This window comes from Gemmatimonas phototrophica (assembly GCF_000695095.2).
GTDB lineage: Bacteria > Gemmatimonadota > Gemmatimonadetes > Gemmatimonadales > Gemmatimonadaceae > Gemmatimonas > Gemmatimonas phototrophica.
On the sequence record NZ_CP011454.1, the window covers coordinates 4,467,974 to 4,493,307 of the forward strand.

Sequence of the window (25,334 nt, forward strand, 5' to 3'; positions counted from 1 at the left end):
CGCGCGGCCGCTCTACCTGGCCGCGCGAAGATTCAATGTCCAGTCGTACTTCGTATCGACCCAGGTAAAGGCACCGCTGCGCAACAGATCGCGCGCGGTGCCTTCGGGTAGGTAGCGCGCCCAGAAGGCCCCCACACCGGCAAGCGTACCGCCAAAGTCGTCACGGTACCAGGTGAAGATGGGCGAGCCGTACACGGTGCGCGCCGGCACATCCACCCGGTTCTTCGTCGTCTGCGCAAGAAAGCGGCGCGCCTGCTCATCAAGCTGCGCGTCAATTCGACTGCCGACATATGCTTCCGTGCGCAGCGGCGGACACCCCTTGGCGGCACACACGAGGGCCACGTGAATGCGTGGATCACGATACGTGGGGCGGATGATGTTGTGCTCCACGTCGTCCAGCGTCAGGGTGCGACCACCGGCTTTTACAATGGGTTCCGCCCAGGGACTCTTGAACGTCACCCCGAAGCGCTTGTTGATGTCGCGAATGGAACGTCGTTCCTTGCGACTGTTGATCAGCGCAATCGTGTAGGCGTTGTAGGTATTGATCCAGAAGGCGAGTTGATCGGCGCGCGCCATGCGTTCAGGGTGTGCGGCGGCGAGCGACGCGAGATACCGTGTGAACTCGGGCGATCGCGCAAAGGCATCATAGTCCACCATGCCGTCGGTTACCCAGGCCTGCAGCATGCGGTCGAAGGGGACATGATCCACCACCTCCCCGGGCGCCGGCGCTCCGCCCTGTGCCTGCAGCGTATCAGGTAAGGGCGACGCAACGCCAAGGAGCGCGGCCGCGGATAACCACCCGACGCGTTTGGCAAGCGCCGGCAGGAAGGAGAGTGCGACCAGCAGCCCGCCGGCAACGGCGACACGCAGCAGCGCCGCTTCGCGTGCGCCGTCAACTCCGGCCAGCAGCGCGTCGGCAAAATAGGTATAGACCATGGTACCGGGAATGATGCCAAGAGCCGTCGCCAGCACGTAAGAACCGGGGCGCACCCCGGCCAGTCCGGCCCCGAAATTGATGCCGTTGAATGGAATGATTGGCAGGAGCCGCAGGCGGAGCAGGGCGCCAAACGCCTGTTCTCCCGCAAAGCTGTCGAGTGCCGCCGCGCGCGCGCCCAGCAACGACCGCACCGCCTCGCGTCCAAGAGCGCGGGCGAGCAGATAGGCACCCGTTGCCCCGAGCGTCGCGCCTATCCAGTTGAACAACGAGCCGAACCACGGCCCGAACACCGCGCCGCCCATCAGCGTCAACGGTGTTGCCGGCAAGCCCACACTTGAGGCAATCGCGTACGTGGCCACGAAGGCAGGCGCCGCCCACGCGAACTGCCGCACCTCGCGCACGAGCCCGGGGAGCCGTTCGATCTGCAGTTGGGCCAATACACCCGTTGAGCGGGCCGTGAACCAGGCACCCAACAGAACCAGCACGAAGAGCGCCAGACGAAACCAGGCGCTGCGCAGGATGGAACTGGTCATATCGATCGCGGGAGAGGACGCGTCGTGAGCAACGTCACGGCAGCGCCGGTAAGGAAGATGAGAGGAATGCCGTAGATCGCCCACGGCCATGTGTAGCCACCCGCCTCACCCACGACGAGATAGCAGCCGGTCCCCCACAGGACGCCCACCGTCATGCTGGCCCATGCGGCCGTCGTATTGGCGCGCGGCCAGTGAAAGCCCGCCAACAGCGCGAAGGAGAGCGCGGCAATGGGGATGTTGGCGAGAATGAGCCGGTCGAGAATGCGATCCACCAGAAACGTGGCGCCCAGCCAACTGGTGAGCGCCAGCACCACCAGCAGCCCGCGCTGTGCGCGTACCGTGCGCCACGACTGCGACCCGAAGTCGGTGGCAAGCATGGTAGCCATGGCGCTCCACACACCAGCGAGTGTCGTCAGCGCAGCGCCAAAGAGCACGGCCAGTCCCAGCCCGCGAACCCCCGCGGGAAACCAGCGTAACATCATGGTGGGAACGGCCAGCTGCGCATCTGGCAGATTGGGCTGATCCACGCGCAAATGCGCCGCCGCCAGCACCACCACGCCGTACAAGACGAACACGAGTACGGCGCTGATTGCCACCGCACGCACTGCGACCCGCGGACTGCGCGCCGCGAAAATTTTTTGCCCGTACCAGGGGGCCGCGATGTACGTGAAGCAGGTGAGCACCACGAGTGTGAGCACGAAGCGCAGCGACAGCGCCGGGTCGTTCCACTGCACCGCCGGATCAAACGACCGCTGTGCCTGCGTAAACACGCTCGCCAATCCGCCCTTGGCGGCAGCGGCCTGCACACCAAACCAGAGCAGCAGCGGCAGCAAGACGATCGTGGCCACAAACCCCACGAGATCTGCCCGCACCACCGAGAGCAACCCGCCCGGGAGTACGGCGGCTAGCACCACGAGTGTGAGCACCAGAGCGAGTAACGGCAAGGGGACCGCGGCTGGCGCGAGCGGTGCAAACAGCAGCGCGAGCGACTTGACATACGTGGCCGTGAAACCGGTCATGGCAAGCAACAGCAGCGCCGACGCCGTCCGGCCCACGGCGGGAGAATACCGTTCCGCGAAAAGCTCGGCCACCGACAAGCGGTCGAATGTTTTCCAGGCGCGTGCGACGGTGAGTGTGTAGAACACGAGCCCAACCAGAAAGACGGCCGGCAGCATGAGCGCCACCGGACCAGCCGCGTACCCGGCAGCGGCAAAGGCCATGAGCGTGCTGGTATTGAACTCTGTCATCACCAGGGTGGCCACCAGCGGCAGCAGCCCAAGGTCGCGCGATGCCACGGTAAACGACGAGGAGGACGTGGTACGCCGCCAGCCCACGACGGCCAGCGTGGTGACCAATCCAAGGAACGCGAACACGTCCAGCACAGCAGGCATGCAGCAGGGAATGAGAGTCAGCGGTGGGTGGGAACTTACGCGCCAGGTCCCGTCTTACTGACCCGGTCGGCGGTTCCTCGTACATCAGCAAGACGGCATGTCCATGAATAGTTTCACCCCCCGCACCTTGCAGCGGGTACTCCTCGTCGTAACGGTTGTCGCCGGTACCGCGACGGCCCACGCTCAGGTGCGCCCCGACTCGGTGGCGCGTGACTCGGTCAGCAAAGCGCGCCCCTTGCTCGACTCGGTGCGCGTGACCGCCAACAAGCCCCGCGCGTTGCTCGATCAGCGGGCAGCGGGACTGGGCGGAGCCATTGAGGCACGGGAGCTCACCGCGCTGCCAACGGACGCGCGCGACCCCATCAGCCTCCTGTACAACATTCCCGGCATTACCCAGGCAACCGGCTTCTTTGGCGATGCCCCGCGCCTTTCCTTTAATGGCGGCAATGCCCTCTACTCGCAGTACCTGCTGGATGGGCTCGACAATAACGAAGGGTTCCTCGGTGGGCCGCGCGTGGAGGTGCCGCTGGGCGCCATTGCCCGAATGGACGCCCTGGTAAACGGGTACACGGCGGAGTTTGGCCGGAGCCCCGACGGCGTGGTCAATGTGACATCACTCCCCGGCAGCAGTACGCGGGGCGGCGACGTGTTCCTCTACCAGCGGCCCGGTCGTCCCCTCGACGCCCGCCTTCCCGTGACCTTTGGCGCCGTTCCGCAGGCGCTCAATCGTCGACAGGAAGGCTTTGAGCGGCTGCAAGCTGGTGGCTCCTACCGCACCGCTGCGCACAATGGGCGCACCCTGGCCGCCACGGCGCTGGAGTACACCAACGAGCAGGAAGACCGGATCGGCTCCACCGCGCTCGCGCAATTTCTGGGCACCGAACGTCGCCAGACAGTAAAGGGCTATCTGCGACTCGATCGCGGCTGGTCGCCAACACAAACCACCACGCTGCGCTTTGCCGGCAGTGGCGTGGATCGGGCCGGCAACGGCAGTGGGGTCGTTACGCCGGAGGCTGACATCAGCACCCGACGCATCGGCACGCTCAGCGCCCTGACCCATCGCTCCACGCTGTCTGGCGGACGGGCGTCGAACACGGCGTCGTTCCAGTACGGCACCTACCACTGGTACTTTCCCCCGGTCCGCAGCGATTTCTCGCAGCCGCAGGTCACCATTGTCGCGCCTGACCGCGCTGTGCAGGCGGTGGTTGGATCCAGCAACTTCGTCTTCGACGAACGCGAAAAGCAGTTCCAGCTGCGCGACCTGTTTGAGCGTGAGCTCTCGACCACGCACCGGCTGCGCGCCGGTGCCGATGTCATTCACGCCCGGTTTGCATTGGCCGCCGCGAGTACGAATCCGAATGGCTCGTACACCGTGGTCAACGAGGGCAACATCAATGCGCCCGTCGGTCGCACACTCTCCATTCGCGATGTGCCCTCAACGGCCCGTGTGCTGTCGTATACCATTGACGCGCGTCCGCAGCAAGTGAATCTCACGCAGACGACGTATGGCGCATTCCTTGAAGACGTGTGGACGCCAACCTCACGCGTGCGTCTTACGACCGGGCTGCGCTGGGACTACGACGACCTCACGTCGCGGGGCGAGAGTGCTCCCGATCTCGACAACATTCAGCCGCGAGTCTCGGCCACGTGGCTGCGGAGCGCGCGCGATGTGGTGCGGGCCAGCGTTGGTCGCTATGCCGGGCGCTTCCCGTATGCCATCTACTCCGATGCCATTCAGCTGGGCGCCGCCGGAAATGCCGTACTCACGTACGAAGGCACGTCGGCCCCGACGTTTGGGGCGGGCAAGTTGCCCTCGCAGATTGATGCGTCGGAAATTCAATCGGTGCCGCGCGAAGTCTTCCGGACCTTTGCCCTGGGCCTTGAACAACCCATGAGCTGGCAGTCCACGGTCGGTTATCAGCGCATCATTGGCAGCCGCTGGTCGGTGAGCGCCGATGTGATCTGGAGCGAGACGCGCAATCTGCCCTGGCTTGCCGACCTCAATCCCATTGGTACACGTCTCACACCGGGCGATACCACACCTGTCGTCTGTGCCAGTGCCTTCAGCTGCCCCGGCGATGCGAGTCGGCCCGCGTCGCCTGCAGCCACCGGGTTTCGGCGCGTAAGTACCGCGCAGTCGGGTGGGGAGGCACGTTATCGAGCGCTCTACGTTGCCGTGCGACGGGCCCTCTCCGACCGCTGGACGGTCGATGGCAACTGGGTATGGTCGCGCGCCGAGAACAATACCGAAGACATCAACTTCTCCGCCACGCAGGGAAACTGCTTCTCGCGCAATCAGATCGACGCGGTGACCGGCGCGGCCTGCACGAGCAACGAATGGGCCGACGCCAACAACGATCGTCGACACCGCGTGACCGTGCGCACCACCATTGCGCCACACCGCAGCGTGTCGTTCGGCGTTGTGGCCGACGCGCAAACCGGCGTCCCCGTCAATCGCCTGGCCGGAAGTGTTGATGCCAACGGCAGCATCACGCGATTCGATCTGCTGGGCAGCGGTCCCATCCGCGGCAATGGCTTCATTGGCAACGGTGATCGCTTTCCCGGTGTGGCCCGCAACGCGGAGCGGTTGCCGGGGAGCGTGACGCTGGGATTGAGCACCATCGTGCGACCGTTACGCTCGCGAGCGCCCGGACTCGAGGCGCGTCTCGATATCTTCAACGCCCTCAACTCGCTCGTGTGGGGCGGCTACGCGAACGGCACAGGTGGTGGTGGCAGCCGCACACAGTTTGGCCGGCCGGGCAGTCCCATCAACCTGTACGCCGCGGCGCCACCACGACAGTTTCAGCTGTCGCTGCGCTACGCATTTGGCAGCAGCACCAGCACGCTCACTCCCTGACCTCCGTGCATGATCGACGAGCCATTCCGGCGGTGGCTGGCGCGCTATGCGGCCGCGCCAGTACCCCTGCTCCACCGCCTCGGCATCACGCCAGGTGCGCTCTCGTGGACCGGAATCGTACTGGCCCTGGCCGCGACCGCTCTGGTCGCGCGCGGCGCGCTGGTGCCGGGGGTGCTCGTCTGGCTGGTCAGTCGTCTGGCCGACGGGTACGACGGCATGCTGGCGCGTCATACCAACGCCAGCTCGCTCTTTGGTGGCTATCTCGATCTCACGCTGGATATGCTGGCGTATGCCGCCATGGCGTGCGGATTTGCGTATGCCATGCCCGACGACCGCATGCTCTGGCTGCTGGTACTCGCCGGCTACATTCTGGCCATCACCACCACGCTGGCGCTCTCGTCGCTGGCCGAGCGAGCCGACCGGCAGCTGGGGGGCAACCGCTCCATCCAATTTACGCCGGGTATTGCGGAGGCTGGCGAAACGACTGTGGTGTACGCCGCCGTGGCGCTAGTGCCGGTCTACAGCCGCGCCATACTCGTGGTGTGGGTGGTGCTTCTGTTCGCAACGTTCGTGCAGCGAACACGGCTGGCGCACCGTATTTTGCGCCCATGACTGAGGAATCGGGTGTTCGCCTCCCCTTCGACGAAGAAGCCATGCACTGGCTATCTGATGTCATGCGTTTTGCGTTGTCGCTCACGCGCGATCGCAGCGAAGCGGAGGATCTCGTGCAGGACACATATCTGACCGCGCAGAAGGCGTGGCATCAGCTTCAACCGGGGACCGACACCAAGGCGTGGCTGTTCACCATCGCCCGGCATCGGTTCTACCGGATTACGGAACGGGCGGAACGCCAGGTGGCCACGGACGCGCCCGAGCTGGAGTCACTCGCCGCCGCCGCGTACACCATCCAGCACGGAAGCACACTGGCCGACGAGTTGGAACGACAGGACATGCGTGACGCTGTACGCGCGAGCATGTATGCCCTGCCGGAGGTGTATCGCGAGGTCGCCATTCTGGTGGATTGGCACGATCAGCCGTACGACTCGGTCGCGCAGATTCTCGGCATCCCGGTCGGCACGGTACGCTCCCGGCTGTTTCGGGCCCGCCGACTGCTGCAGGAGCAATTGACCGCCTACGCGGAAGATCTCGGCATTACGGGTCGTTCCACACCACAGGAGGCTCGCCGGGTATGAGTCCTTCCATGTCCAACGACCCGGGCGCCGGCAACTCCATGGGCGCGATGAACGGCATGAATGGCATGAACGGCATGGACGCCATGCTCGACTGCGAGGCGGTCATGCGGCAGTTGTGGGACTATCTCGATCAGCAACTGACGCCAGACACCATGCAGGCCATCCATGGGCATTTGGAGCAATGTCAGAAGTGTCGTCCTCAGGCGGAGTTCCGGCGGGCGTTCGAGCGCGCCGTCGTCGGTGCGCGCGAGGACGCCGGTGATACCGATGCCCTGCGTGACCGTATTCGCGCTGCCTTGCGCAACGCTGATCGCTCGATCGGGTAGGCTGCACAGTGGCTGATGCCAACACGGTCATGGCCGCCCGGCTACCCATCGCGCTCACGGTACTCGCGCTTCTGGTGCTCTGGGAGTCCGTACACCCGTTCCTGCCACTGTTTCGCGGGGAGCGGGCCGCGCTGATGCGCGTACAACACGGTGCCGCCAATGTTGCGCTCGGTGTGCTGAATGGCCTGGTGGTGCGCTTCGGCTTCCTCGGCGCATGGGCAGCGGTGTCAACATGGAGTGAGACGCAGGCCTTCGGTGTGCGCGTGTGGATCGGGGGCCCGGCGTGGGTACAGTGGGTGGTCGTGCTGCTGTTGCTCGATGCGTGGACCTACACCTGGCATCGACTCAACCATACGGTTCCCATCTTCTGGCGCTTTCACCGTCTCCACCATTCGGATGCACAGATGGATGTGACAACGGCCAGTCGCTTTCATCTCGGGGAAATCGTGCTCTCCTCGATTTTTCGCATTCCGGTGCTGGCGCTGGTTGGTGCCAGCGTTCTGCAGCTCGCCGTCTACGAGACCATTCTCTTTACGGTGGTGCAGTTCCATCACGCCAACATCGCGCTGCCCGAGTCCATCGACCGTGTACTCCGGGCGGTCATTGTCACGCCGCACTTGCACAAGGTGCATCATTCCGTCCGTGTCGATGAGCAGAACGCCAATTTCAGCTCGGTGCTGACCTGGTGGGATCGTGCGGCACGCACGCTTACCGTCTCGCCGCACCTGGCACAGGTGGTGTTTGGCGTCGAGGAGCATTCCTGATGTTGCCGCACGACAGCGCGCCAGGTGACTGGCCGTCCGATATAGCACTCCGGCCGTTTGATGCGGCCAATGCGCAACTGGTGCGCACCGTAGCGCCCAAGGGCTGGCTACCGCCCGTTCCCAAAGATCGCTACCACCTGGTGGTTGTCGGGGCTGGTACGGCCGGACTGGTAAGTGCCGCCATTGCCGCCGGTCTCGGAGCACGGGTCGCGTTGGTCGAGCGGCATCTGTTTGGTGGCGATTGCCTCAACTTTGGCTGCGTACCGTCCAAGGCGGTCATCCGCGCGGCCCGCGCCTGGCATGACGCACGACGGGCCGCGGCGGAATTTGGCGGACCGCAGGTGAGTGGGGACGGAGATTTTGGGGCGGTCATGGCGCGACTGCGTCAGCTGCGCGCCGCAATCAGTCACGTGGACGGGGTTGAGCGCTTTCGTTCGTTGGGGATCGACGTGTTCCTCGGCGAGGCGACGTTTACCAGCCCCGAAACAATCCAGGTGGGAGCGGCCACGCTTCGATTTCGGCGGGCCATCATCGCCACCGGTGCACGAGCAGCACGTCCACCCATTCCCGGACTGTCGGATACGCCATACGACACCAACGAGTCCATCTTTTCCGTGACTGAGCGGCCAGGTCGCCTGGTTGTTGTGGGCGGTGGGCCTATTGGCGTTGAACTGGCGCAGTCGTTTGCGCGCTTCGGGAGCCAGGTGACCATCGTGCATACGCATGCGCACCTGCTCCCCCGTGAAGACCGTGATGCCGCCGCAATCGTCGCCGCCTCGCTGGCGGCAGACGGCGTGCAGCTGGTGAACGAGGCCAGGATTGAACGCATCACGCACAACGGGTCACAGTTTACGGTGCACCTCGCAGGGAACGGTGAGGGCTCACGCATTGAGGCTGACCGTCTGCTCGTTGCCACCGGGCGCACACCCAATGTTGAGGGACTGGGCCTCGAAGCCGCTCAGGTGCAGTACACCCCGCAGGGCGTAACCGTGAACGATCAGCTGCGCACGACGAACCGGCGCGTGTATGCCATTGGTGACGTGTCCTCGAAGCTGCAGTTCACGCACGTTGCCGATGCGCAAGCACGGCTGGTGGTTGCCAATGCGCTCTTCTTCGGCATGGGTGGCGGGCGGGCCAGCACGCTGGTCGTGCCTCGCGTGACGTATACCGATCCCGAAGTTGCGCATGTGGGCATGACCGTCGATGAGGCCGCTGCTGCTGGTCAGGCTGTTGAAACCATTCGGGTCAACCTGGATGACAACGACCGCGCGCGACTCGACGGCGACGCGCATGGCTTTCTCAAGGTGCACCTGGCCGCCGGGAGCGACCGGATTCTCGGGGCAACGCTGGTCGCGTCACATGCGGGGGAGATGATCGGGGAGATGACGGTGGCCATCACCCATCGCCTGGGTCTTGGCGCCATCGGCAAGACCATCCATGCGTATCCCACGCAGGCGGAGCTGTTCCGTCGTGCAGCGGATGCCTGGCGCAAACAGTCATTCACCCCCCGGGTCGGTCGGCTGTTTGCCTGGTGGTTTCGGCTTGTTGGCTAACGGATCGCGCAGAACGCTCAACCGGACGGGAGCAGTTTCGATGAGCGAACGGTGAGAAAGGTCTAATGCAGCGGGGCGAGCGCGTGGCGGCGAGCAGACTACCCGTGTCACCTCCACCGGATGGGTTGGTGATGCCACCATTGCTCTGGAGCCACTCCATGTCACGTTCCGCCACATCCCTGCTCGCGCTGTCGGCGATCCTCCTGGCCGCCTGTGAATCGACCACATCGGTCGCTCCCGTCAGCGAGCCCGTGCTCGCTGCCAGCCCGAATGCGGCCGCAACGCACCGGTACGAAGTCACGGTGACCAACCTCACCACTGGCCAGCCACTCTCGCCGGCGGTTGCAGTGACGCACACGCGCGACTTCCGACTGTTCTCCGCCGGTACAGCGGCCAGCCTCGGCATTCAGGCGATCGCGGAAGATGGCAACCCCGGCGTGTCCGCCGCAGAGCTGCAGGGACGCGCCGGCGTCTTTCAGGTCGTTACGACTGGGGCGCCCATTGGACGCATTGGTGGCATGCCGTTCCCCAGCACCCTCCGCTTTGAGATCGAGGCGGCGGCAAACGCGAACTACTTCTCCTTTGCCACCATGTTGATCTGCACCAACGACGGATTCGGCGGCGTCAACGCCATCCGTTTGCCGCACGGCGCCACCACAACCATGGTGTACGCGGCGGCCTACGATTCGGGGACCGAGGTGAACGACGAGAAAGCCGGGTCCATTGTCCCACCCTGCTTCGGTATCGGTCCGGTGGTGCTCGCGGGTGGTGGTGGGAACCGCACCGCAGAAGGTGGCGTCGTGCGCATGCATCCCGGCGTCGCGGGCGGCATTGGTGACCTGACGGCCGCGCATGCGTGGACCGGCCCCGTTGCCAGCGTCTCCATTCGTCGCATCCGTTAAGTTTCGATATGGCCAGCCGGGTACTCCTCGTCGAAGACGATCGCAACTTGCGCGGATTCCTGCGGAAGGCGCTGCGAGAGGAAGGGTACGTTGTGGACGTTGCCGCAACGGGAGACGAGGGGTTCCCCATGGCCGAGGCGTCGGCCTATGATTGCATCGTGCTCGACCGCATGTTGCCCGGACTCGATGGGCTCTCCTTTGTGCGGGAGTTGCGCCGCAAGGGCCTGTATTCGCCCGTCCTCATGCTGACGGCACGGGGCGAACCGGGTGAACGCGTTCGCGGGCTCGAGTCTGGTGCCGATGATTATCTGCCCAAGCCCTTTGATCTCGCCGAACTGCTGGCGCGTATTCAAGCGCTCATTCGTCGGGCGCGCATGGTGCCCGCCGAACAGCTCCTGACCGTCGGTCCCATCTGCGTCGATCGGGTCAAGCGCCGCGTCACCGTGCACGGACGGGTTCTCGACCTCACGCCACGTGAATACGAACTGCTGGTGTTCATGGCCGAACACCGTGGTCGCACACTGTCTCGCTCGCGAATTGCCGAATCGGTATGGCACTATCAGTTCGACAGTGAAACCAATGTGGTGGACGTGTATATCAACTACCTCCGAAAGAAGCTCGGCGTTCTTGCCGACGGCACGGAGATTGTCACAGTGCGTGGAGTCGGGTATCGACTCGAGGAAGCCTGATGGAGCGTAGTCTTCCGCATGTTCTTACCAGGCACACCAGTGGTGTGCTGTGGCGTTCGCTTGGTGGCTTCGCCGTAATCATGATGGCAGCGGTCGTCGCCGTGTCTTGGTGGTCGGTTCGGCAGACGCTGGAGCGCACGGCAGACGTGGTGGAGTCGTTGCTCGGTTTGTACGCCGATCCCACCGGTGAGCCCACCACCGTAGCGCCGGCCATGCTGGTGGATCAGCTGGCCGGCGTTGGCGCGCGGTTTTTCATCACGCGGCGCATGACAGACGGGAATGCCCAGCGTCGCGCCTACTTCCTGACCCCGCAAATGCCGGCCAGGGAGATCGCCGGGATCTCCCCCAACGCGGATAACGAGGAGATCGCCGGTGCGCTGCGGGCCGGACTGGCCGGTCGGCAGCTGAACTTCGCCATTTTGCATCGCGCTCGTGGCTCCTTCGACATTTTTGTTGCCCTCGATCGCACGCCGTATCTCTTTGCGGTGGGCGGACTCTTGGTCGCCACCGTCGTGCTGCTGCCAATCAGCGTATTGGTGGCGAGGCGCGCCACGCGACAACTTGTGCAGGACAGTCTGGCACCGGTGGAACAACTCCGGGCGGAGATTGCCGCCATTACCCCCGCCGCCTTGCAGGAACGCGTCACGACACCAACCGGGTGGCGCGAGACGACCGAGATTGCCGACACCGTGAACGGGTTGATTGATCAGGTGGATCAGGCCCACCGTGCTCTGGCAGCGTTTACCGCCGATGCAAGCCACGAGTTGCGGACACCCCTCACCTTTGTGCGTGCGCAAGCGCAATGGCTGCTCGACCGTCCCCGTTCCGCGCAGGACATGCGTGAGGCGGTCGCGCTGATGTCGGATGAAGCCGAACGGATGCACCGTCTGGTTGAGCAGCTCCTGCTCCTCGCGCGAGGCGACAACAATGACCTCGAAACGCCCGAGTCACACGTTGATGTGGCCGCCATTGTGCACGAGGTGGCAGAAGTAACCACCGGCCTCGTGGCGCAACGCCCCATTGCAGTCGTGACCGACATCAAGGAACCGCTGCAGGTGCGCGGCGATGCGGGTCAGCTGCGCCAGATTCTGCTCAACCTGGCCTCGAACGCGGCCCGATATACCGACGCGGGGACCATTGCGTTGCGGGGGCGTCAGGTCTCAACGGGCATCGAGTTGGATGTTGCCGATACCGGCATCGGCATCGCACCCGCGCACGTTCCTCGGCTGTTCGAACGCTTCTTTCGCGCCGAATCGTCTCGGAGTCGCGCCTCTGGTGGCGCCGGTCTCGGATTGGCCATCGTGCGCATGCTGGTGGATCATCACGGTGGCGAGATCACAGTATCCAGCGAAGCCGGTCAGGGCAGTTGCTTTACGGTGCGAATCCCGACCGCCTAGCCCCCCTACCGCAGGCGATATAGTTCGCCAGTAGGTTCAAAGGGGCGGTCGTCGAAGACGTGCACCACGTCCCCACGCAGCATCAACGCCTTGGCCACGCCCACGGCGGCGGACTCCGTCAGCATGAACCGGGTACGCAACCACTCATGCAGCGCTCGTCCGGAGAAGCAGCTTTCGTACCAGAGCCCATACCGACGGCATCCGCCAATGAGAATCCCTTCGCGCTCACGGAGCTGTTGAGCGACGGCGTCAAGCTCCGGCAGAGCATCGTTCGAGTGTGCCGTGGCGTCGTGTTCGGCTCCGACAAAGCGAAAGAAGAGATAGGCGTCGGCAAAGTCGTGCTCGGACACCACATGCTCGATGTATCCGAGCGCCGTGAGCCGTTCGCCAAGACGCACCGCGACCGCTCGCGACACTGACCAGCGGTTGACCATCCACGTCACGGCATCCGCGGCAACAAAGCACTGCGGATAGCGACGCAGATGATGATGGCGATCCCGCACTTCGATGCCGTCCAGTCCGCGCATCTCGTCGAGCAGTTGCTCGTTGGTCAGCTGGGGAAGCCCTTCGCCGGGCGATTCGGTCAGTGGCTTGAGCCCCTCGGAGATGCGCGCCGAGCGACGCGGTGTCGGCACGCCGGAGGAGGTGGGCTCCGCGATGTCCGCATGGTAGGCGTCAATCCAGCGGCGAAAGTCCTCGATCGCCATGGGCCGGGCTACAAGATAGCCCTGCACGTATTGCACGCCACGCGTTGCGAGGTAGTCCCATTGGGCATCGGTCTCCACCCCCTCGGCAATCAGGGGAATTTGCAGCGTATGCGCCAGCGCGATGATCGTGTCCAGTACCGGCCGCTCAGTCGTGGAAGCATCGATCTGCCGTACGAACTCCCGATCGATCTTGAGTCGGTCAATGGTGAGACGCTCGATGGAAGCGAGGCTGCTTTGCCCGGTGCCAAAGTCGTCGAGTGCCAACTTGTAGCCAGCCTCCCGCAGGGCATGCAAGACCGCCTCGGAGCGGGCGTCCACCACGTCACGCTCCGTGACCTCCAGCAGCACATACTGCCGGGGAACCGATGCGGCGTCAAAGATCCGGGCGAGCGTTTCGTCGAAGGCTGGAGTACGCAGCTGCGCCGGCGTGATATTGAAGGAGAAGTACAGATCGCGGTGCGTTGCAATGATCGAGGCAAGCCGGTCGCGTGCCTTGGCCATGACCAGGTTGGACATGGGGACAATGAGGCGCGACTCTTCGGCCAGACCGATGAACTCCATTGGCGGGAGTACGCCACGAGCCGGATGCACCCAGCGCATCAGAATTTCCCCGCCTACGCACCGCCCACTTCGGGTATCGACGATCGGTTGTACATACGGCTCGAAACGCCGCTTGCGGAGTGCCACTTCAAGCCGCCGCTGGGGGTTCGCTCGATCGCGAAGCTGCCCTTGAATCCAGCTCATCGCGGCAATGGCGAGCGCGGTGGTCAGCAGCAGCAGCACGAAGAGGTTGCGCCGCACGCGAAACAACAGGTGATCGACCGTGATCGATTGCGTCAGGCTTATGCGACGCTCGGGTGACCACGACGTGCGCTGCCACAGTGCGCCGGCTGGTTCGGCCGGTTGTGGCACATTCATCCATGGCACGGGCGTGCCTCGTCCCGTTCCGACATGGCGGTCCCATCGATTGGCATTGGCCGACACGGGAAGGGCAAGCCGCGACAGCACGTTCGGATCGAGTTCAGCCACCAAGGCCGCGCCTCCCCGAGTGGAGAGCGTGCGCAGACCACGGGATCGGATGGACGGCTCGAGGTACAGGAGTACGTCTCCATCGTTGGGGAGCGGCGGCAACGTATACAGACGCCGCACCCCGAGCGGTCCGCACCACGGGGCGCTGGCGGCCGGGCGCAGGAAGTAGGCGCGAGCCACCTCGCTGGTGAAGCTCACACTGACGATGCGCCGAATCGTCGCCTCGTCACAGCTGGCCGGAGTACGCTCGAGGAGGCGGGAGAAATCCTTCTCAATGGCAAGGATGGTTGAGTCCCAAAGTGCACCAACGAGCTGGGCTTCCTCGCGCATATCACGGTCATCACGGCCCACTTCGATGGCTGACCACGTGGCGGCGACGCACAGGAACGAAATGCCAAAGACCATGCACCAGGCCAGCAGCCCCGGACGGGCATTGCGCGTCCGTGTCCACAACACGGTCGCGCCGGTCGTGTCATTCGATGGGGATGTTCTGCCGAGCCAGGCCTTCAGCATGCTGCGGGCATTGAGGTGCGTTTGAGGTCGCGTGTCAGGCAGCGGTAGACAGTCGTGTTGCTTATTCGCGCCAGACGAATGCACGAATATGGGCTTCCGCTGGCGCTCCCGTCTGATCGGTGTCCTGCATCATTCCCACGGCGAGAATGCGACCCTCGTTCCAGCCACAGTCTCGTGCCGCATCGTTCGCTGGTGATACGACGAACGACTGCCACGTCAGGGTACGGGATTGCGGCACACGAATGTCACACACGGTGTTTGTGCGCTGTACGCGCACACCGCTGTTCACGGTTCCCATTGAGTACATCACCAGACGTGTACCGGGCAGCAGTCGCCGCGGACTTTCCAGCACGAAGTACAGGCGCAACGCCGCATCGGATTGGTCGCGTACCGTGAGGTCGCTACCGGCAGGGACGACGGGGAGGCGGTACTCCAGGTGCGCCGTGCCACCGCGGGCGAGCGGCTGGCGCCTGAGGTCGAGCGCAAACCACGCCGCCTGACGCTCGCCATTGATGGACAGAAACCGACCACTCCCGTCTTCACGAATGGCGGAGGTGGGTGATGTGGATCCTCGAACCGCGCGCCGCTGCCAGAGGGGAGGGAGCGAGTCGCTGGCGGTTGCCGCGGAGAGCGTGAGCAGGTCACGCTCTCCGGGGTTCTGCTGGGCGCCATGCGCCGCCATCGCCACTGAAACCGCCAGGGCAAAGGGAAGCCGAGTCATTGCGAGCGGATGGGATGGGCAAGCCGTTCCGCGATGACGGCCAACGCGGGATAGGCAATGAACGAGGCCTGCTCCTCAAATAAAGAGCAACGGCAACCGTTTGGTTCACGAGAATGCAGCGTGGCCAATTGGAGGAACTCGCCGGATCGCCCGCACCTATGCAGATAGGACGTCTTGCCGTACCTTCTCCCGACGTTGCTCTTCTGCCAGCCCCCTGCAAGGATCGTTGTCATGACCGAATCACAGATGAAGTCAGCGGTGCAGTCGTTCAGGACGATGGACTTTCAGGCCCTCAAGGCCAAGATGGAGTTCATGCTGGACACCCATGCATCGGACCACATCACGCCGACACACACCAATCTGGACGCGGACCGCCCCAAGAGCTTCTACATGAAGCGCAAGATGGTGGACGAACAGCAGGGCACAAAAATGGGCAAGATCAACTGGACCCAGATGGGCGAGGTCAAGAACATCGTGCAGGTACCCGGTGTCGTGGCGGCCACCAAGGAGGATGAAGCCACGATCCTCCAGCTCGCGTTGCGGCAGAGCACCGACTACAAAGTCGTATCGGCCGATGACAGTGTGGGCCAGAAGTGCCTGCTCATCACCGGGATCCCGACAGGCTATGCCGGTTTCAGCTACCCCACGAAAAGAGAATCGGGGCTGGGGGCCTCCGGGGCATCCACTGCGCTGCCCATGGAGGTGTACTACAACGTGATCTGCATACGGGCGGGCGGAAACACCAAGCTGCTCTCCACGTATCCCGCGTCGCAGTCATACATCGACAGCCTGGGGCCAGGGTTCATCGGCTGACGCCTTTCCAGCGTCTGCACTCATAGCCCCGTCGAGCTCAGGCCGCTCGTTCGCTCGATGGCTTTTTTGACGGAAACGCGAGGCGATGCAGATGGTCAGGAGTCCCATATCATGGGGGTTCGCGCGAAACCATCACGCGAACTCAGCCAACGCGTGCGCCGCGCAGGTCAACGGCGAGTGCTTCCTGGCCATCGGGGAGCACGTTGAACATGCGAAACGTGAAGGCGTCCGGGTCGCACCAGTCAAGGACAATGCGCCAGCCCCAATCCGGCGACCCATCCCCCGCGGGATAGGTACCGTACAACGCAACGGCGTGGCCTTGGGTGTGGCCATGCAGAACCATCGGCTTCACCGAATGGAACGTGTCGGTGAAGTCGCCTCGGCACGAGGCCCTTGGTCCGCGAAGCACCAGCTCGCCTTCCTTTGGTGTGCCCTCGTGCGCCCAACTCACGGACACGCGATCTGCGGAAACGACGAGCGTGCCGTCCGAGAGATGGGCCGGTGTGCCCGGCATGAACCAGAGCCGGTTGGGACCGGCGAAACGGCCGTGATGGGAGGTAGGAATCATGCTGCGATCCTACACACCGCTAAAAAGAGCGCAAGCCCATCCATAATCCGGCACGGGGCGTTGCACCAGCGATGGGCACGTGGAGCGGCCACGGAATTGGCCGCACCATGTGGGGCGTGAGCAGAACTACTTCGCTTGTGCGAACACATACGCAACAATCGCGTTGGCATGTCCGTGCCCCAGCCCGTGCTCTGCCTTCAGCCAGCTCACTACCTCCATGTGCTTCATGCCGGTGCGGCTGCGCACAAGATCGAGCCAGAATTCCATTGGCTTTCCGTACTTCTTTTCGATGGAGGGGAAGTAGGACGCCGGGCCCTTGGGGGATTGATCCGATTGGTTCCCACTCATCGATCCATCCCTTCCAGTAATGGCAGCAACCGCGAGTCCTCGATGGCCGCGAGGCGGTGACCAAGGCCCGTCAGGTAGGCCTCATTGGAGGCGAACGCTAGAAACGCCTCCGGGCTGGCCTGCCGCACGAGCATGGCGGCGTCCCAACGTTCATCAGTGGGGCCGATGAGAAACGGTCCCCCTTTGCCGAAGAACAGGAGCTCACCACCTGACGCCTCGAGATAGGGCTGAGTGTGTTGCATGTACAACTGGTAGGCGGCCTCCCCGGAAATTGCGCTCTCCGGTGCCAGCGCAGGCGTGGCCGAATAATCCGCAATGGCGCGAAATCGCAGCAGATTGAGCATCACGACCGGGCCGGTGATGCCACGAGTAAAAAATTCGCGTCCGGCGTCCTGCGTGGGCTCCAGATAGGTTTTCATGCGAGTCTCCTTCGTATGATATGAGAGGGTGGGGGCCAACCAATACGGTCAGTCGCCTGTGTACGAGAATGGCGGGAATGCCACGCGCTCAAACCCCAGCGCGGCGATAGCCCCCGCAGCGTACATGACGAGATCGAGTGGGTCAAAGGTGCGACCGAACACGGCAAGGCCACGGTACTGCATCAGCTAAACGACCGCGCCGAAGAGGATAACGGCTGTTGCCCGTAGCGCCGGCCGGCGAAGCGTTGGCGAATGCTCAGCCCCCACGCCAAGCAGCAATACGAGCGAGAACGGAAGCACCAGATCAATCAGATAGCCGGTAACGAATACGCGCCACGGTCCGCAGTAGTCGGGCCCGGTGATGAGATGCAGCGCCGCTACCGTCAGGCAGATGCCCACGACCACCGGCTTGCGGGGAAGGTTGAGTGAAGGCATCAGAAGCGGCGCTGACCTGTCACCGACGTATGAATTTCTGCACACGACGACCACCACCCACCTCCGACGTGTATACGTTCCCGCGGGAATCGACCGCCACGTTGTGGAGGAATACAAACTGCCCGGCGTACCGGCCTATGCGGCCAAACGATTGAACCTCCTGCAGCGTTTGCCGATCAAACAGGCGGATCCGCCCATTCCCCGCGTCGGCGATATAAAGGTAGCGCTGCTCCGCATCCTCGGAGAATGCGATGGAAAATGCGGTGCCGAGCAACTTCGTGCGCCGCTCAATGAAGAATTCGCGTTCGAACTTCCCCTGCAGTGAGAAAATCTGAATGCGATTGTTCAGGCGATCTGCCACATAGACATGCCCGTCATTTGACACGCGGATGCCATGTACCGTGTTGAACTGCAACGCTCCTGCCCCGGTTGGCTGCTGCATATTCGAGACCTGATCATCGGGACGATTGCCGTAGGCCCCCCACATGCGCTTGAACGTACCCGCGTCGGCGTCGTAGACGATGACGCGACGGTTCACATAGCCATCCGCGACAAACAGTTCGTTCGTTGGCGGATACACGAACATGTCCGCAGCATTGTTGAGATTCACAGTGTCGAGACTCCCCCGACTGGCCCCGCGATGCCCGATTTGCAGCAGGAATTTGCCGTCCCGTGTGAACTTCAGCAGTTGATTCTCGGTCTTCTGGGGGAGCCGGGGCCCGCCGGCCGAGGACAGCCAGACGTTTCCCTTGTAATCGACGTGGAGACCATGCTCGTCGGCTGGCCACTCAAACCCAGTGCCTGAGCCGCCCCACCCACGGACGTACTCCCCCTCCGGCGTGAACTCCATCACTGGTGGCGCGGCCGTACAACACTCAGCCTCAGCATTCAGCGCCACTTCGTCCGTGCCTAGCGACCACGGACGCTGCAGAATCCACACGTGGTCCCGTTCGTCAATAGCAACCCCCGACACTTGTCCAAGGGTCCACTGCTTGGGGATCTTTGGCCAGCTGGGATCGACCTCGTAGGTGGGAGCCCGGGGTCCCGCCGGAGTGACCGCGCGGGCAGCGAGTCGCTCGGCAAGAACGACACTCACGAGGGCCGCAACGTAAAGTGTGGCAGTGGTACGCGATGGCATACGATCTGACGAAAGAGGGGCGTTGTTGAACAGCCGGAGTCACAGCAATGATTGGCACGTCGGGCGTGCGTACACCCCTTGGGGGAACGACCGCCCGACGCACCGCTGAATCCATCCGCAAATGACGCCGTCACACGAGGGGTGGTGCGCTAATATGCGTCGAACGGAAGAGTGGGGGCGAGCCTCGCACTCGCCAGGAACGTGGACCTGATGGTGGGCCATTGGCGCTGGCTCGCTGTAGCTCGCGCGGCGCCTTAGCTTCCTGCCCAATGAGCCCCACCCCCGACCGCCTCGCCGCCGCACTGGCCGACCGCTATCGCCTTGAGCGTGAGCTGGGGCAGGGCGGGATGGCCACGGTGTATCTCGCCGAGGACCTCAAGCACAAGCGCAAGGTCGCGGTGAAGGTGCTCAAGCCAGAACTCGCGGCCGTGCTCGGGGCCGAGCGTTTCGTGGTGGAGATTACGACGACCGCGGCGCTGCAGCATCCGCATATCCTGCCACTCTTCGACAGTGGCGACGCCGACGGGTTCCTGTACTACGTGATGCCGTTCATCGACGGCGAGACGTTGCGCAGCCGCCTCGACCGCGAGCGGCAACTCGGGGTGGAGGAGGCGGTGCGCATCGCTACCGAAGTCGCCGATGCGCTGCACTACGCGCACAGTCGCGGCGTGATTCACCGCGACATCAAGCCGGAGAATATCCTGCTGCAGGGCGGGCGAGCACTGGTGACCGACTTCGGGATCGCCCTCGCCGTCACTGCGGCCGCTGGCGGGCGCATGACCGAGACGGGGCTCTCGCTTGGCACGCCGCAGTACATGAGCCCGGAGCAGGCAACGGCGGAAAAGGAGATCAGCGCGCGCAGCGATCAGTTCGCGTTGGCGATCGTGCTGTACGAGATGCTGACCGGCTCACCGCCGTACGCGGGGGCAAGTGCGCAGCAGACCATCATGAAGGTCATCACCGAGCCGGCGCCTGATGTATCCACGGTGCGGCGCACGGTACCGCCGTCGGTTGCCAATGCAGTAGCGCGCGCGTTGGAGAAGCTGCCGGCTGACCGCTTCGCAAACGTTGCGGCGTTCGCTGCCGCGATGTCGGCGAACGAGGCGGCACCAATGCGCACGCACACTGGTGGCGGCGCACGCAGCGCGCCTGGAACGGGGGCGACCCGCACGTGGCGCGCCGTCGCGATCGCGAGCCTGGTGGTTGCCGCCGGCACAACGGCGTGGGCCTTCCGCGCGTCCACTGCGCACGAGACGGGGATCACCGAGCGCGTTGAGTTCGCCTATCGTCCCATCCTCTCGCAGTCCGACTGGCCAAACGTCGCGATCTCGGCCGACGGTCGCCGCATCGCCCAGGTCGTGCGTGATGATGACGGCGTTGATCGAGTCATCCTGCGCGAGCTCGGCCGGGCGGTAATGGCCCCGGTTGCAGGAATGGAAGGAGCGCGCGACATCGACTTCTCCCCCGATGGCGCCTCGCTCTACTTCAGCTCGCGGGGGAAGTTCCTGCGTGTGCCCGTGGCCGGCGGTCCGCCCACGGTGGTCAGCGACACCGCCAGTCCTCTGGGCTTCACCATCCTGCCCGACGGTAGCGCAATCGTTGTGCGGAATCGCGTCGGGCTGCAGCTCATTGATGCGGCTGGTCGGTCGGTACGTAGGCTGACGACGCTGGATACCGCACGCGGCGAGTTCGGACACTGGTACCCGCAGGCGTTGCCCGGCGGTCGCGCGGTGCTCTTCAACAGCTACGCCACACCACTCGCTCGCTCGCGAATCGAAGTGGTGGACCTCGAGAGCGGCAAGCGCACCGTGCTCGTGGAGGGCGCCATCTTCCCGCGCTACGCCGACAGCGGTCACCTGCTCTACGCGCGCGACAACACCGTCTTCGCCGTGCCGTTCGACGTGAGCTCGCAGCGGGTCACCGGGGCAGAGGTGGTGGTGCTGGAAGACGTCGCCATGAACGTCACGAACGGCACCGCAGGCTATGCTGTTTCGCGCACCGGTACGCTTGCCTACGTACGGGCCTCAGAGTGGCGCGCGGAGAGCCGCGTAGTATGGGCCGACCGCGCCGGGCGCATCGAGCCCGCCATCGCCGAGGTGGGCGGCTGGGCAGAACCTCGCCTCTCCCCCGATGGCCGCTGGCTGGCCGTCACACGTCTTGATCCACAGCGTCAGGTGTGGCTGCATGACAACGCGCGACGTGTGCTCTCGCAGCTGACCCGTGCGGAGGGGGTGTCGTTTTCGCCGGTGTGGATGGCGGACAGCCGGTCGCTGCTGCTCGCACGCGAAGTGCCGCAGTACGATCTGTACCGGCAGCCGATTGACGGAACGGCGGCCTCGGTTGCGCTGACGTCACCCAACGACAAGGTCCCTCTCGCCGTGTCGCCCGACGGGCGCACGGTCGCCTACGCACAGATCGGCATGAACAGTCAGCTCCTGCTCGGCGATCTGATGCGCGGCACGGAGCGGCCCGTCGAGACAGGCGCCGTCGAGCAGCGCACGGCAGATATCTCTCCAAACGGCCGCTGGCTCGCCTGGGGCGAAATGAATCCCACCGGCACCTTCGACGTCTTTGTTCGAGCACTCGACGGCAGTGGCGGTCGCCGCCAGGTGTCGGCCAACGGCGGCGACCAGCCGCGCTTCACGAAGGGTGGGCGTGAGCTCGTGTACCGTAAAGGCTCGGCCGTGTACGCGGTGCCGTTCGAACCCGCCAGCGGTGAGGCGGGCGCTCCGGTGCTGCTCTTCCGCCTCGCCGACGCCGGGCGCACATCACAGGGGCGCACGGTGGGCTACGACGTGGCGCCCGATGGCTCGCGCTTCCTGCTGGTCACCCCGATCGAGCGCCTGGAGGCGACGCCCAACGTGGTGGTGCTGAACTGGTTCGACGAGCTGCGCCGGCGTGCGCCCAAGTGATGTGGCTCCCATGCGATTTCACTTGCCAAGGGCAAGCGCCAACCACTCCGCCGTCTCTGGTGTTGTTGTAGCCGCAATCATCGCAAGCACCGCAGGCGTTGTGCGCAGCGGACGTGTCATGAACTGCACCAGAATTTGCTCCATGGCCGGCGTACCAATGCGCTCTTCGAGTGTGGCAAGCAGCAGCGGCGCCTTGCCGTACGCCGCGTTGGCTGTTGGACGCTCCCTGGCGGAGGGGCTCCATACCACGCCGGCACGCGCCGCTCGCGTTCGCCACTGCGCCTGCACCAGCGCATACGCGCTGTCGCCACGCAGTGTCCGCACGGCTCGCCCTGATACGAATTCGGCGAACCCTTCATTCAGCCAGTTCTCGGGGCCGTTGGCCACTGCACCGGAGCTCCAGTAGTGCGCCAACTCGTGGCAGACAAAGCTGGTCTGCCGCTCAGCACGCGCGGCCGCCTCGCTGGCGGCACCCTGCCACTCGCCCACCGGCACCACGATATAGTGCTTGCGCGCGTAGCCAGGCCCGATCCTCGGCGGGAGCACGATGGTCACTGCGGGCATGGTCTGCCCGGCACCGTAGCGCGACACCAGGTAGTCGGCACAGTCGGTTGTCACGTTGAGCAGGGCCCGCACCAGCGACGTGTCGGCCGTCGAGGTAACCGCGCGCGCTCGCGTGGCACTTACTATTGCCAGTGACTTCGCCGCGACAAACGCGAAGTCGGGCAGCGGTACTGTGCTGGTGATGGACGTGGTGCGCCACCCACGGCGCGCGGAAGCTGCCCGCAACACCGTACCGCTAGCCACGATCTCCAGTGATGCCGGCAGCGTGAGCTGCAGTTCGCCGGTGATGTCGGGAAAGCCATCGAGCACCGGAAACCAGAAGCTGTCGAGGCTGAGCTCCGTATAGCTGGTGGATACTGAATTGATTCCGTCGTCGTCCAGCTGCAGTGTGCCGTCCGCCACCACGTCGAGGCGGACATCACGGGGTGTTGGCGATGAACGCAGCGCCACGTGCAGACGGCGCAGCCCGCGCGCCGTGTCAACGGTGAATCGTACCACGTCATCTCCGGTTACGCGAAGCGTACCGAACCCCGAATTGAAGAGGAGCACCACACTGTCAGCCGCATGCCGCGTGAGGTGCAGCGCCCAGCGACTGCTCAGGGCCCCTGAGGACGGGTCCAGTTGAACAGCGCCCCGGTACGTCGCAGCCACCACCGGCGGCGATCCTGAGTGGGCGGTCTGCGACGAGACGGACGTGGACCAGATCGAAATCAGGGCAACGGCGGCGAACCGGCGGACGGGGCAGAGGGTGGCGTGCATCCCGGGTAGACACCACGTGGCGTCGAATGGTTGTGCAGGCATCAGCGACGGCGTCCTTGTTCATCTGATGTGATATGCTACTCCTTGGCTACGACGGGTATCGAATCGGCAAGCCGTATGGGCTCGCGTCAGCCTTCGGAGTTGCAAGCAGCAGGCCATTGGATGCCAGCTGAGCCCTCGTGTATCACCATAGCCGGTACCAATCACACCGCCGTCATGTCGTACGCGAGGTCGTAGAGCATGACATCGACCAGCGCAATGAATACCTGCAGAAAGAGCGCCCCGCTAAAGGCGAGTCCGCCAGCGAGCCCCACCAGCGGCATCGTGCTCGAAATGGGGATACGCAATAGCGACGTCACACCAAGGGTGGTCAGGATGGCGGCGGCTGGCAGAAGCGCCAACGCGGCAAGCTGCGCAATGGCCATCGTCGCAAAGGCACGTTTGGGCATTATCTCTGCCATGGCATCCAGCCGCTCGGCTGGGGTGCGCACACCGCCGTGCCGGAAGTGATCGACAAAGGTGAGCATGTTCTTCACGCCGTTGCCTTTGGTGCTGCGACTGGTGGCGAGATACAGGCGAACCGCCGTTGCAACCCACGCCAGATAGAGCGCGACGTTCCCGCGGAGCTCACGATGCTTGACATCGCCGATGACGCCGCGTGCCACACCCTGCCACGTTACGGTGACAAAGGGCCGCTCGCGGAGATCGCCGAAGATGGCTGCAATGCCCGCCATCGCCACTGGCGTCGCGAGAAGCATCGCTGCGAGCAGTACCATTGTCCAAAGCAGGGGCTGTACGAAAATCAGCAGTGGCGTTCCAAGCAGACCAATCGCAGTCGCGGCCAATCCGGGGAGCGCAAAGCAGCCACCAAGCACGGAAAGCTCCGGCATTCGTTCGGCGAACATGACCAGCGCTCGGCGCATGCTCTCGCCAAATCCGGACGCGTGCGCGCGGAGTGCGGCGGCAAACGGTAGCGCCGACGCAAAGCGCTGCGTCGGATCTTTGGCCAGCGCACGCCGCACCACCGCTTCCACCTCTGCTGGTACCCCCGCCTCGGCTGGAAACGGTGGGATTTCCGCGACAAAGTGTTGCCGAAGCAACGCCATGGTGTCCCCGCGAAATGGCAGGGCACCAGCCAGCATCTGGTAGACGACCACCCCGAGGCTGTAGATGTCGCTGCGCTGGTCTACGTCATCACCAACGCACTGCTCGGGCGACATGTACGCGGGGGTCCCAATGGACTCGCCAACTTGTGTGGCTGTACTTCCCGGCTCGTGCGACGCCGCGACCGGTGACAGGCTCGGCTCGCGTTTCGCGAATGTATCGTCGCGCAGCTTCGCAATCCCGAAATCGAGCAGCGTCACGTGGAAGCCGCCCCGCGCATCTGGCGTCAACCAGATATTGGCCGGTTTGAGATCGCGGTGCACCACACCGCGCCCGTGAGCGGCCGCGAGCGCAGCCGCAACTTGTTCGACAATATCCACCACCTGTGGCAGCGGGAGACGACGGCGCGCCTCAAGGACCGCCTCCAGAGTTTCGCCGTGGAGCTGCTCCATGACGAGATACGCCACGTCGTGACCATCCACTCGGTCAACCCCAAAGTCGGTCACGTTGACCACGTGGCGATGCTGAATACCACCGGCCGCCCGCGCCTCGCGGACGAATCGTTCGGCGGCGGCAGGATCGGCCAGCAGGTCCGGACGGACTACCTTGAGCGCGACCGCGCGTCCGATGCCCACATGTTCGGCGAGAAACACCGCCCCCATGCCGCCTTCGCCAAGCTGTGCCCCGACACGATACTTGCCATGAAGTACCGCGCCAGTCAGCCATTCCCCCTGCCATGCGTTTTGTGACATGCGCAAAGCT

General features: G+C 64.3%; 23 protein-coding genes. 11 read left to right on the plus strand and 12 right to left on the minus strand.

From position 1 onward, the window contains the following. Positions 1-12: 12 nt before the first annotated feature. Positions 13-1,470, minus strand: coding sequence for a DUF547 domain-containing protein (locus GEMMAAP_RS20145; protein WP_053334597.1), 1,458 nt, complete (start codon positions 1,468-1,470; stop codon positions 13-15). Further along, entirely contained in the window at positions 1,467-2,861 is a 1,395-nt protein-coding gene (locus GEMMAAP_RS18820; protein WP_075071573.1) for a sodium:solute symporter family protein, read from the minus strand. The genes GEMMAAP_RS20145 and GEMMAAP_RS18820 overlap by 4 nt, the downstream gene beginning before the upstream one ends. Before the next feature lie 97 nt (positions 2,862-2,958). Here GEMMAAP_RS18820 and GEMMAAP_RS18825 point away from each other — a divergent pair, with 97 nt between their 5' ends. The 9 genes from GEMMAAP_RS18825 to GEMMAAP_RS18865 all read left to right on the plus strand — a co-directional run bounded on the left by GEMMAAP_RS18825 (position 2,959) and on the right by GEMMAAP_RS18865 (position 12,542). Further along, positions 2,959-5,718, plus strand: a complete 2,760-nt coding sequence (locus tag GEMMAAP_RS18825; protein ID WP_026850964.1) for a TonB-dependent receptor plug domain-containing protein — start codon at positions 2,959-2,961, stop codon at positions 5,716-5,718. A 9-nt stretch (positions 5,719-5,727) separates the two neighbouring features. Continuing rightward, on the plus strand, positions 5,728-6,330 hold the full coding sequence (locus GEMMAAP_RS18830) for a CDP-alcohol phosphatidyltransferase family protein (RefSeq protein WP_053334598.1): 603 nt from the start codon (positions 5,728-5,730) through the stop codon (positions 6,328-6,330). Then, positions 6,327-6,911 (plus strand): sigma-70 family RNA polymerase sigma factor, encoded by a 585-nt coding sequence (locus GEMMAAP_RS18835; RefSeq protein WP_053334599.1) that lies wholly within the window; start codon positions 6,327-6,329, stop codon positions 6,909-6,911. Before GEMMAAP_RS18830 ends, GEMMAAP_RS18835 begins: the two co-directional genes overlap by 4 nt. Next, positions 6,908-7,237 (plus strand): zf-HC2 domain-containing protein, encoded by a 330-nt coding sequence (locus GEMMAAP_RS18840; protein WP_043581770.1) that lies wholly within the window; start codon positions 6,908-6,910, stop codon positions 7,235-7,237. Before GEMMAAP_RS18835 ends, GEMMAAP_RS18840 begins: the two co-directional genes overlap by 4 nt. 8 nt (positions 7,238-7,245) lie before the next feature. Beyond that, positions 7,246-8,001 (plus strand): sterol desaturase family protein, encoded by a 756-nt coding sequence (locus GEMMAAP_RS18845; RefSeq protein ID WP_053334600.1) that lies wholly within the window; start codon positions 7,246-7,248, stop codon positions 7,999-8,001. Beyond that, on the plus strand, positions 8,001-9,554 hold the full coding sequence (locus GEMMAAP_RS18850) for a mercuric reductase (RefSeq protein WP_053334601.1): 1,554 nt from the start codon (positions 8,001-8,003) through the stop codon (positions 9,552-9,554). Before GEMMAAP_RS18845 ends, GEMMAAP_RS18850 begins: the two co-directional genes overlap by 1 nt. Positions 9,555-9,712: 158 nt before the next feature. Beyond that, complete coding sequence (locus tag GEMMAAP_RS18855) at positions 9,713-10,456, plus strand: spondin domain-containing protein (protein WP_026850966.1); 744 nt, start codon at positions 9,713-9,715, stop codon at positions 10,454-10,456. Between the two features lie 8 nt (positions 10,457-10,464). Further along, a complete protein-coding gene (locus GEMMAAP_RS18860; protein WP_026850967.1) occupies positions 10,465-11,145 on the plus strand; it encodes a response regulator transcription factor in 681 nt (226 codons plus the stop codon). Beyond that, the gene (locus tag GEMMAAP_RS18865; protein ID WP_082821501.1) at positions 11,145-12,542 is read left to right on the plus strand and encodes a sensor histidine kinase; all 1,398 of its coding nucleotides are present in this window, start codon (positions 11,145-11,147) and stop codon (positions 12,540-12,542) included. Before GEMMAAP_RS18860 ends, GEMMAAP_RS18865 begins: the two co-directional genes overlap by 1 nt. Positions 12,543-12,547: 5 nt before the next feature. Here GEMMAAP_RS18865 and GEMMAAP_RS18870 read toward each other — a convergent pair whose 3' ends face one another. Together GEMMAAP_RS18870 and GEMMAAP_RS18875 are read right to left on the minus strand one after the other, a co-directional pair. Continuing rightward, complete coding sequence (locus GEMMAAP_RS18870) at positions 12,548-14,791, minus strand: EAL domain-containing protein (protein ID WP_053334602.1); 2,244 nt, start codon at positions 14,789-14,791, stop codon at positions 12,548-12,550. A gap of 61 nt (positions 14,792-14,852) precedes the next feature. After that, on the minus strand, positions 14,853-15,512 hold the full coding sequence (locus tag GEMMAAP_RS18875; protein ID WP_082821502.1) for a DUF3047 domain-containing protein: 660 nt from the start codon (positions 15,510-15,512) through the stop codon (positions 14,853-14,855). A 231-nt stretch (positions 15,513-15,743) separates the two neighbouring features. Between GEMMAAP_RS18875 and GEMMAAP_RS18880 the strand changes: the two genes are divergently transcribed. Then, positions 15,744-16,325: a hypothetical protein gene (locus GEMMAAP_RS18880; RefSeq protein ID WP_026850969.1), complete on the plus strand. Its 582-nt coding sequence runs from the start codon at positions 15,744-15,746 to the stop codon at positions 16,323-16,325. A 142-nt stretch (positions 16,326-16,467) separates the two neighbouring features. Here GEMMAAP_RS18880 and GEMMAAP_RS18885 read toward each other — a convergent pair whose 3' ends face one another. From GEMMAAP_RS18885 to GEMMAAP_RS18905, 6 genes are all read right to left on the minus strand, one after another. Then, positions 16,468-16,893 (minus strand): DUF1579 family protein, encoded by a 426-nt coding sequence (locus GEMMAAP_RS18885; protein ID WP_053334603.1) that lies wholly within the window; start codon positions 16,891-16,893, stop codon positions 16,468-16,470. A 126-nt stretch (positions 16,894-17,019) separates the two neighbouring features. After that, positions 17,020-17,241 carry a DUF4287 domain-containing protein gene (locus GEMMAAP_RS18890; RefSeq protein ID WP_026850970.1) on the minus strand — a complete coding sequence of 74 codons (222 nt, stop codon included), beginning with the start codon at positions 17,239-17,241 and terminating at the stop codon, positions 17,020-17,022. Beyond that, the gene (locus GEMMAAP_RS18895; protein WP_026850971.1) at positions 17,238-17,660 is read right to left on the minus strand and encodes a hypothetical protein; all 423 of its coding nucleotides are present in this window, start codon (positions 17,658-17,660) and stop codon (positions 17,238-17,240) included. Before GEMMAAP_RS18895 ends, GEMMAAP_RS18890 begins: the two co-directional genes overlap by 4 nt. Positions 17,661-17,708: 48 nt before the next feature. Beyond that, positions 17,709-17,843, minus strand: a complete 135-nt coding sequence (locus tag GEMMAAP_RS21090; protein ID WP_274519026.1) for a hypothetical protein — start codon at positions 17,841-17,843, stop codon at positions 17,709-17,711. 3 nt (positions 17,844-17,846) lie between these two features. Further along, positions 17,847-18,095, minus strand: a complete 249-nt coding sequence (locus GEMMAAP_RS18900) for a hypothetical protein (protein WP_026850972.1) — start codon at positions 18,093-18,095, stop codon at positions 17,847-17,849. 19 nt (positions 18,096-18,114) lie between these two features. After that, positions 18,115-19,191 (minus strand): NHL repeat-containing protein, encoded by a 1,077-nt coding sequence (locus tag GEMMAAP_RS18905; RefSeq protein WP_026850973.1) that lies wholly within the window; start codon positions 19,189-19,191, stop codon positions 18,115-18,117. A 311-nt stretch (positions 19,192-19,502) separates the two neighbouring features. Between GEMMAAP_RS18905 and GEMMAAP_RS18910 the strand changes: the two genes are divergently transcribed. Further along, the gene (locus tag GEMMAAP_RS18910) at positions 19,503-22,145 is read left to right on the plus strand and encodes a protein kinase domain-containing protein (RefSeq protein WP_053334604.1); all 2,643 of its coding nucleotides are present in this window, start codon (positions 19,503-19,505) and stop codon (positions 22,143-22,145) included. Positions 22,146-22,163: 18 nt separating this feature from the next. Here the strand turns inward: GEMMAAP_RS18910 and GEMMAAP_RS18915 are convergent, their stop codons facing one another. Both GEMMAAP_RS18915 and GEMMAAP_RS18920 read right to left on the minus strand, forming a co-directional pair. Next, positions 22,164-23,510: a gluzincin family metallopeptidase gene (locus tag GEMMAAP_RS18915; protein ID WP_145979245.1), complete on the minus strand. Its 1,347-nt coding sequence runs from the start codon at positions 23,508-23,510 to the stop codon at positions 22,164-22,166. A 161-nt stretch (positions 23,511-23,671) separates the two neighbouring features. Next, a complete protein-coding gene (locus tag GEMMAAP_RS18920; RefSeq protein WP_053334605.1) occupies positions 23,672-25,324 on the minus strand; it encodes a serine/threonine-protein kinase in 1,653 nt (550 codons plus the stop codon). Positions 25,325-25,334 lie beyond the last annotated feature (10 nt).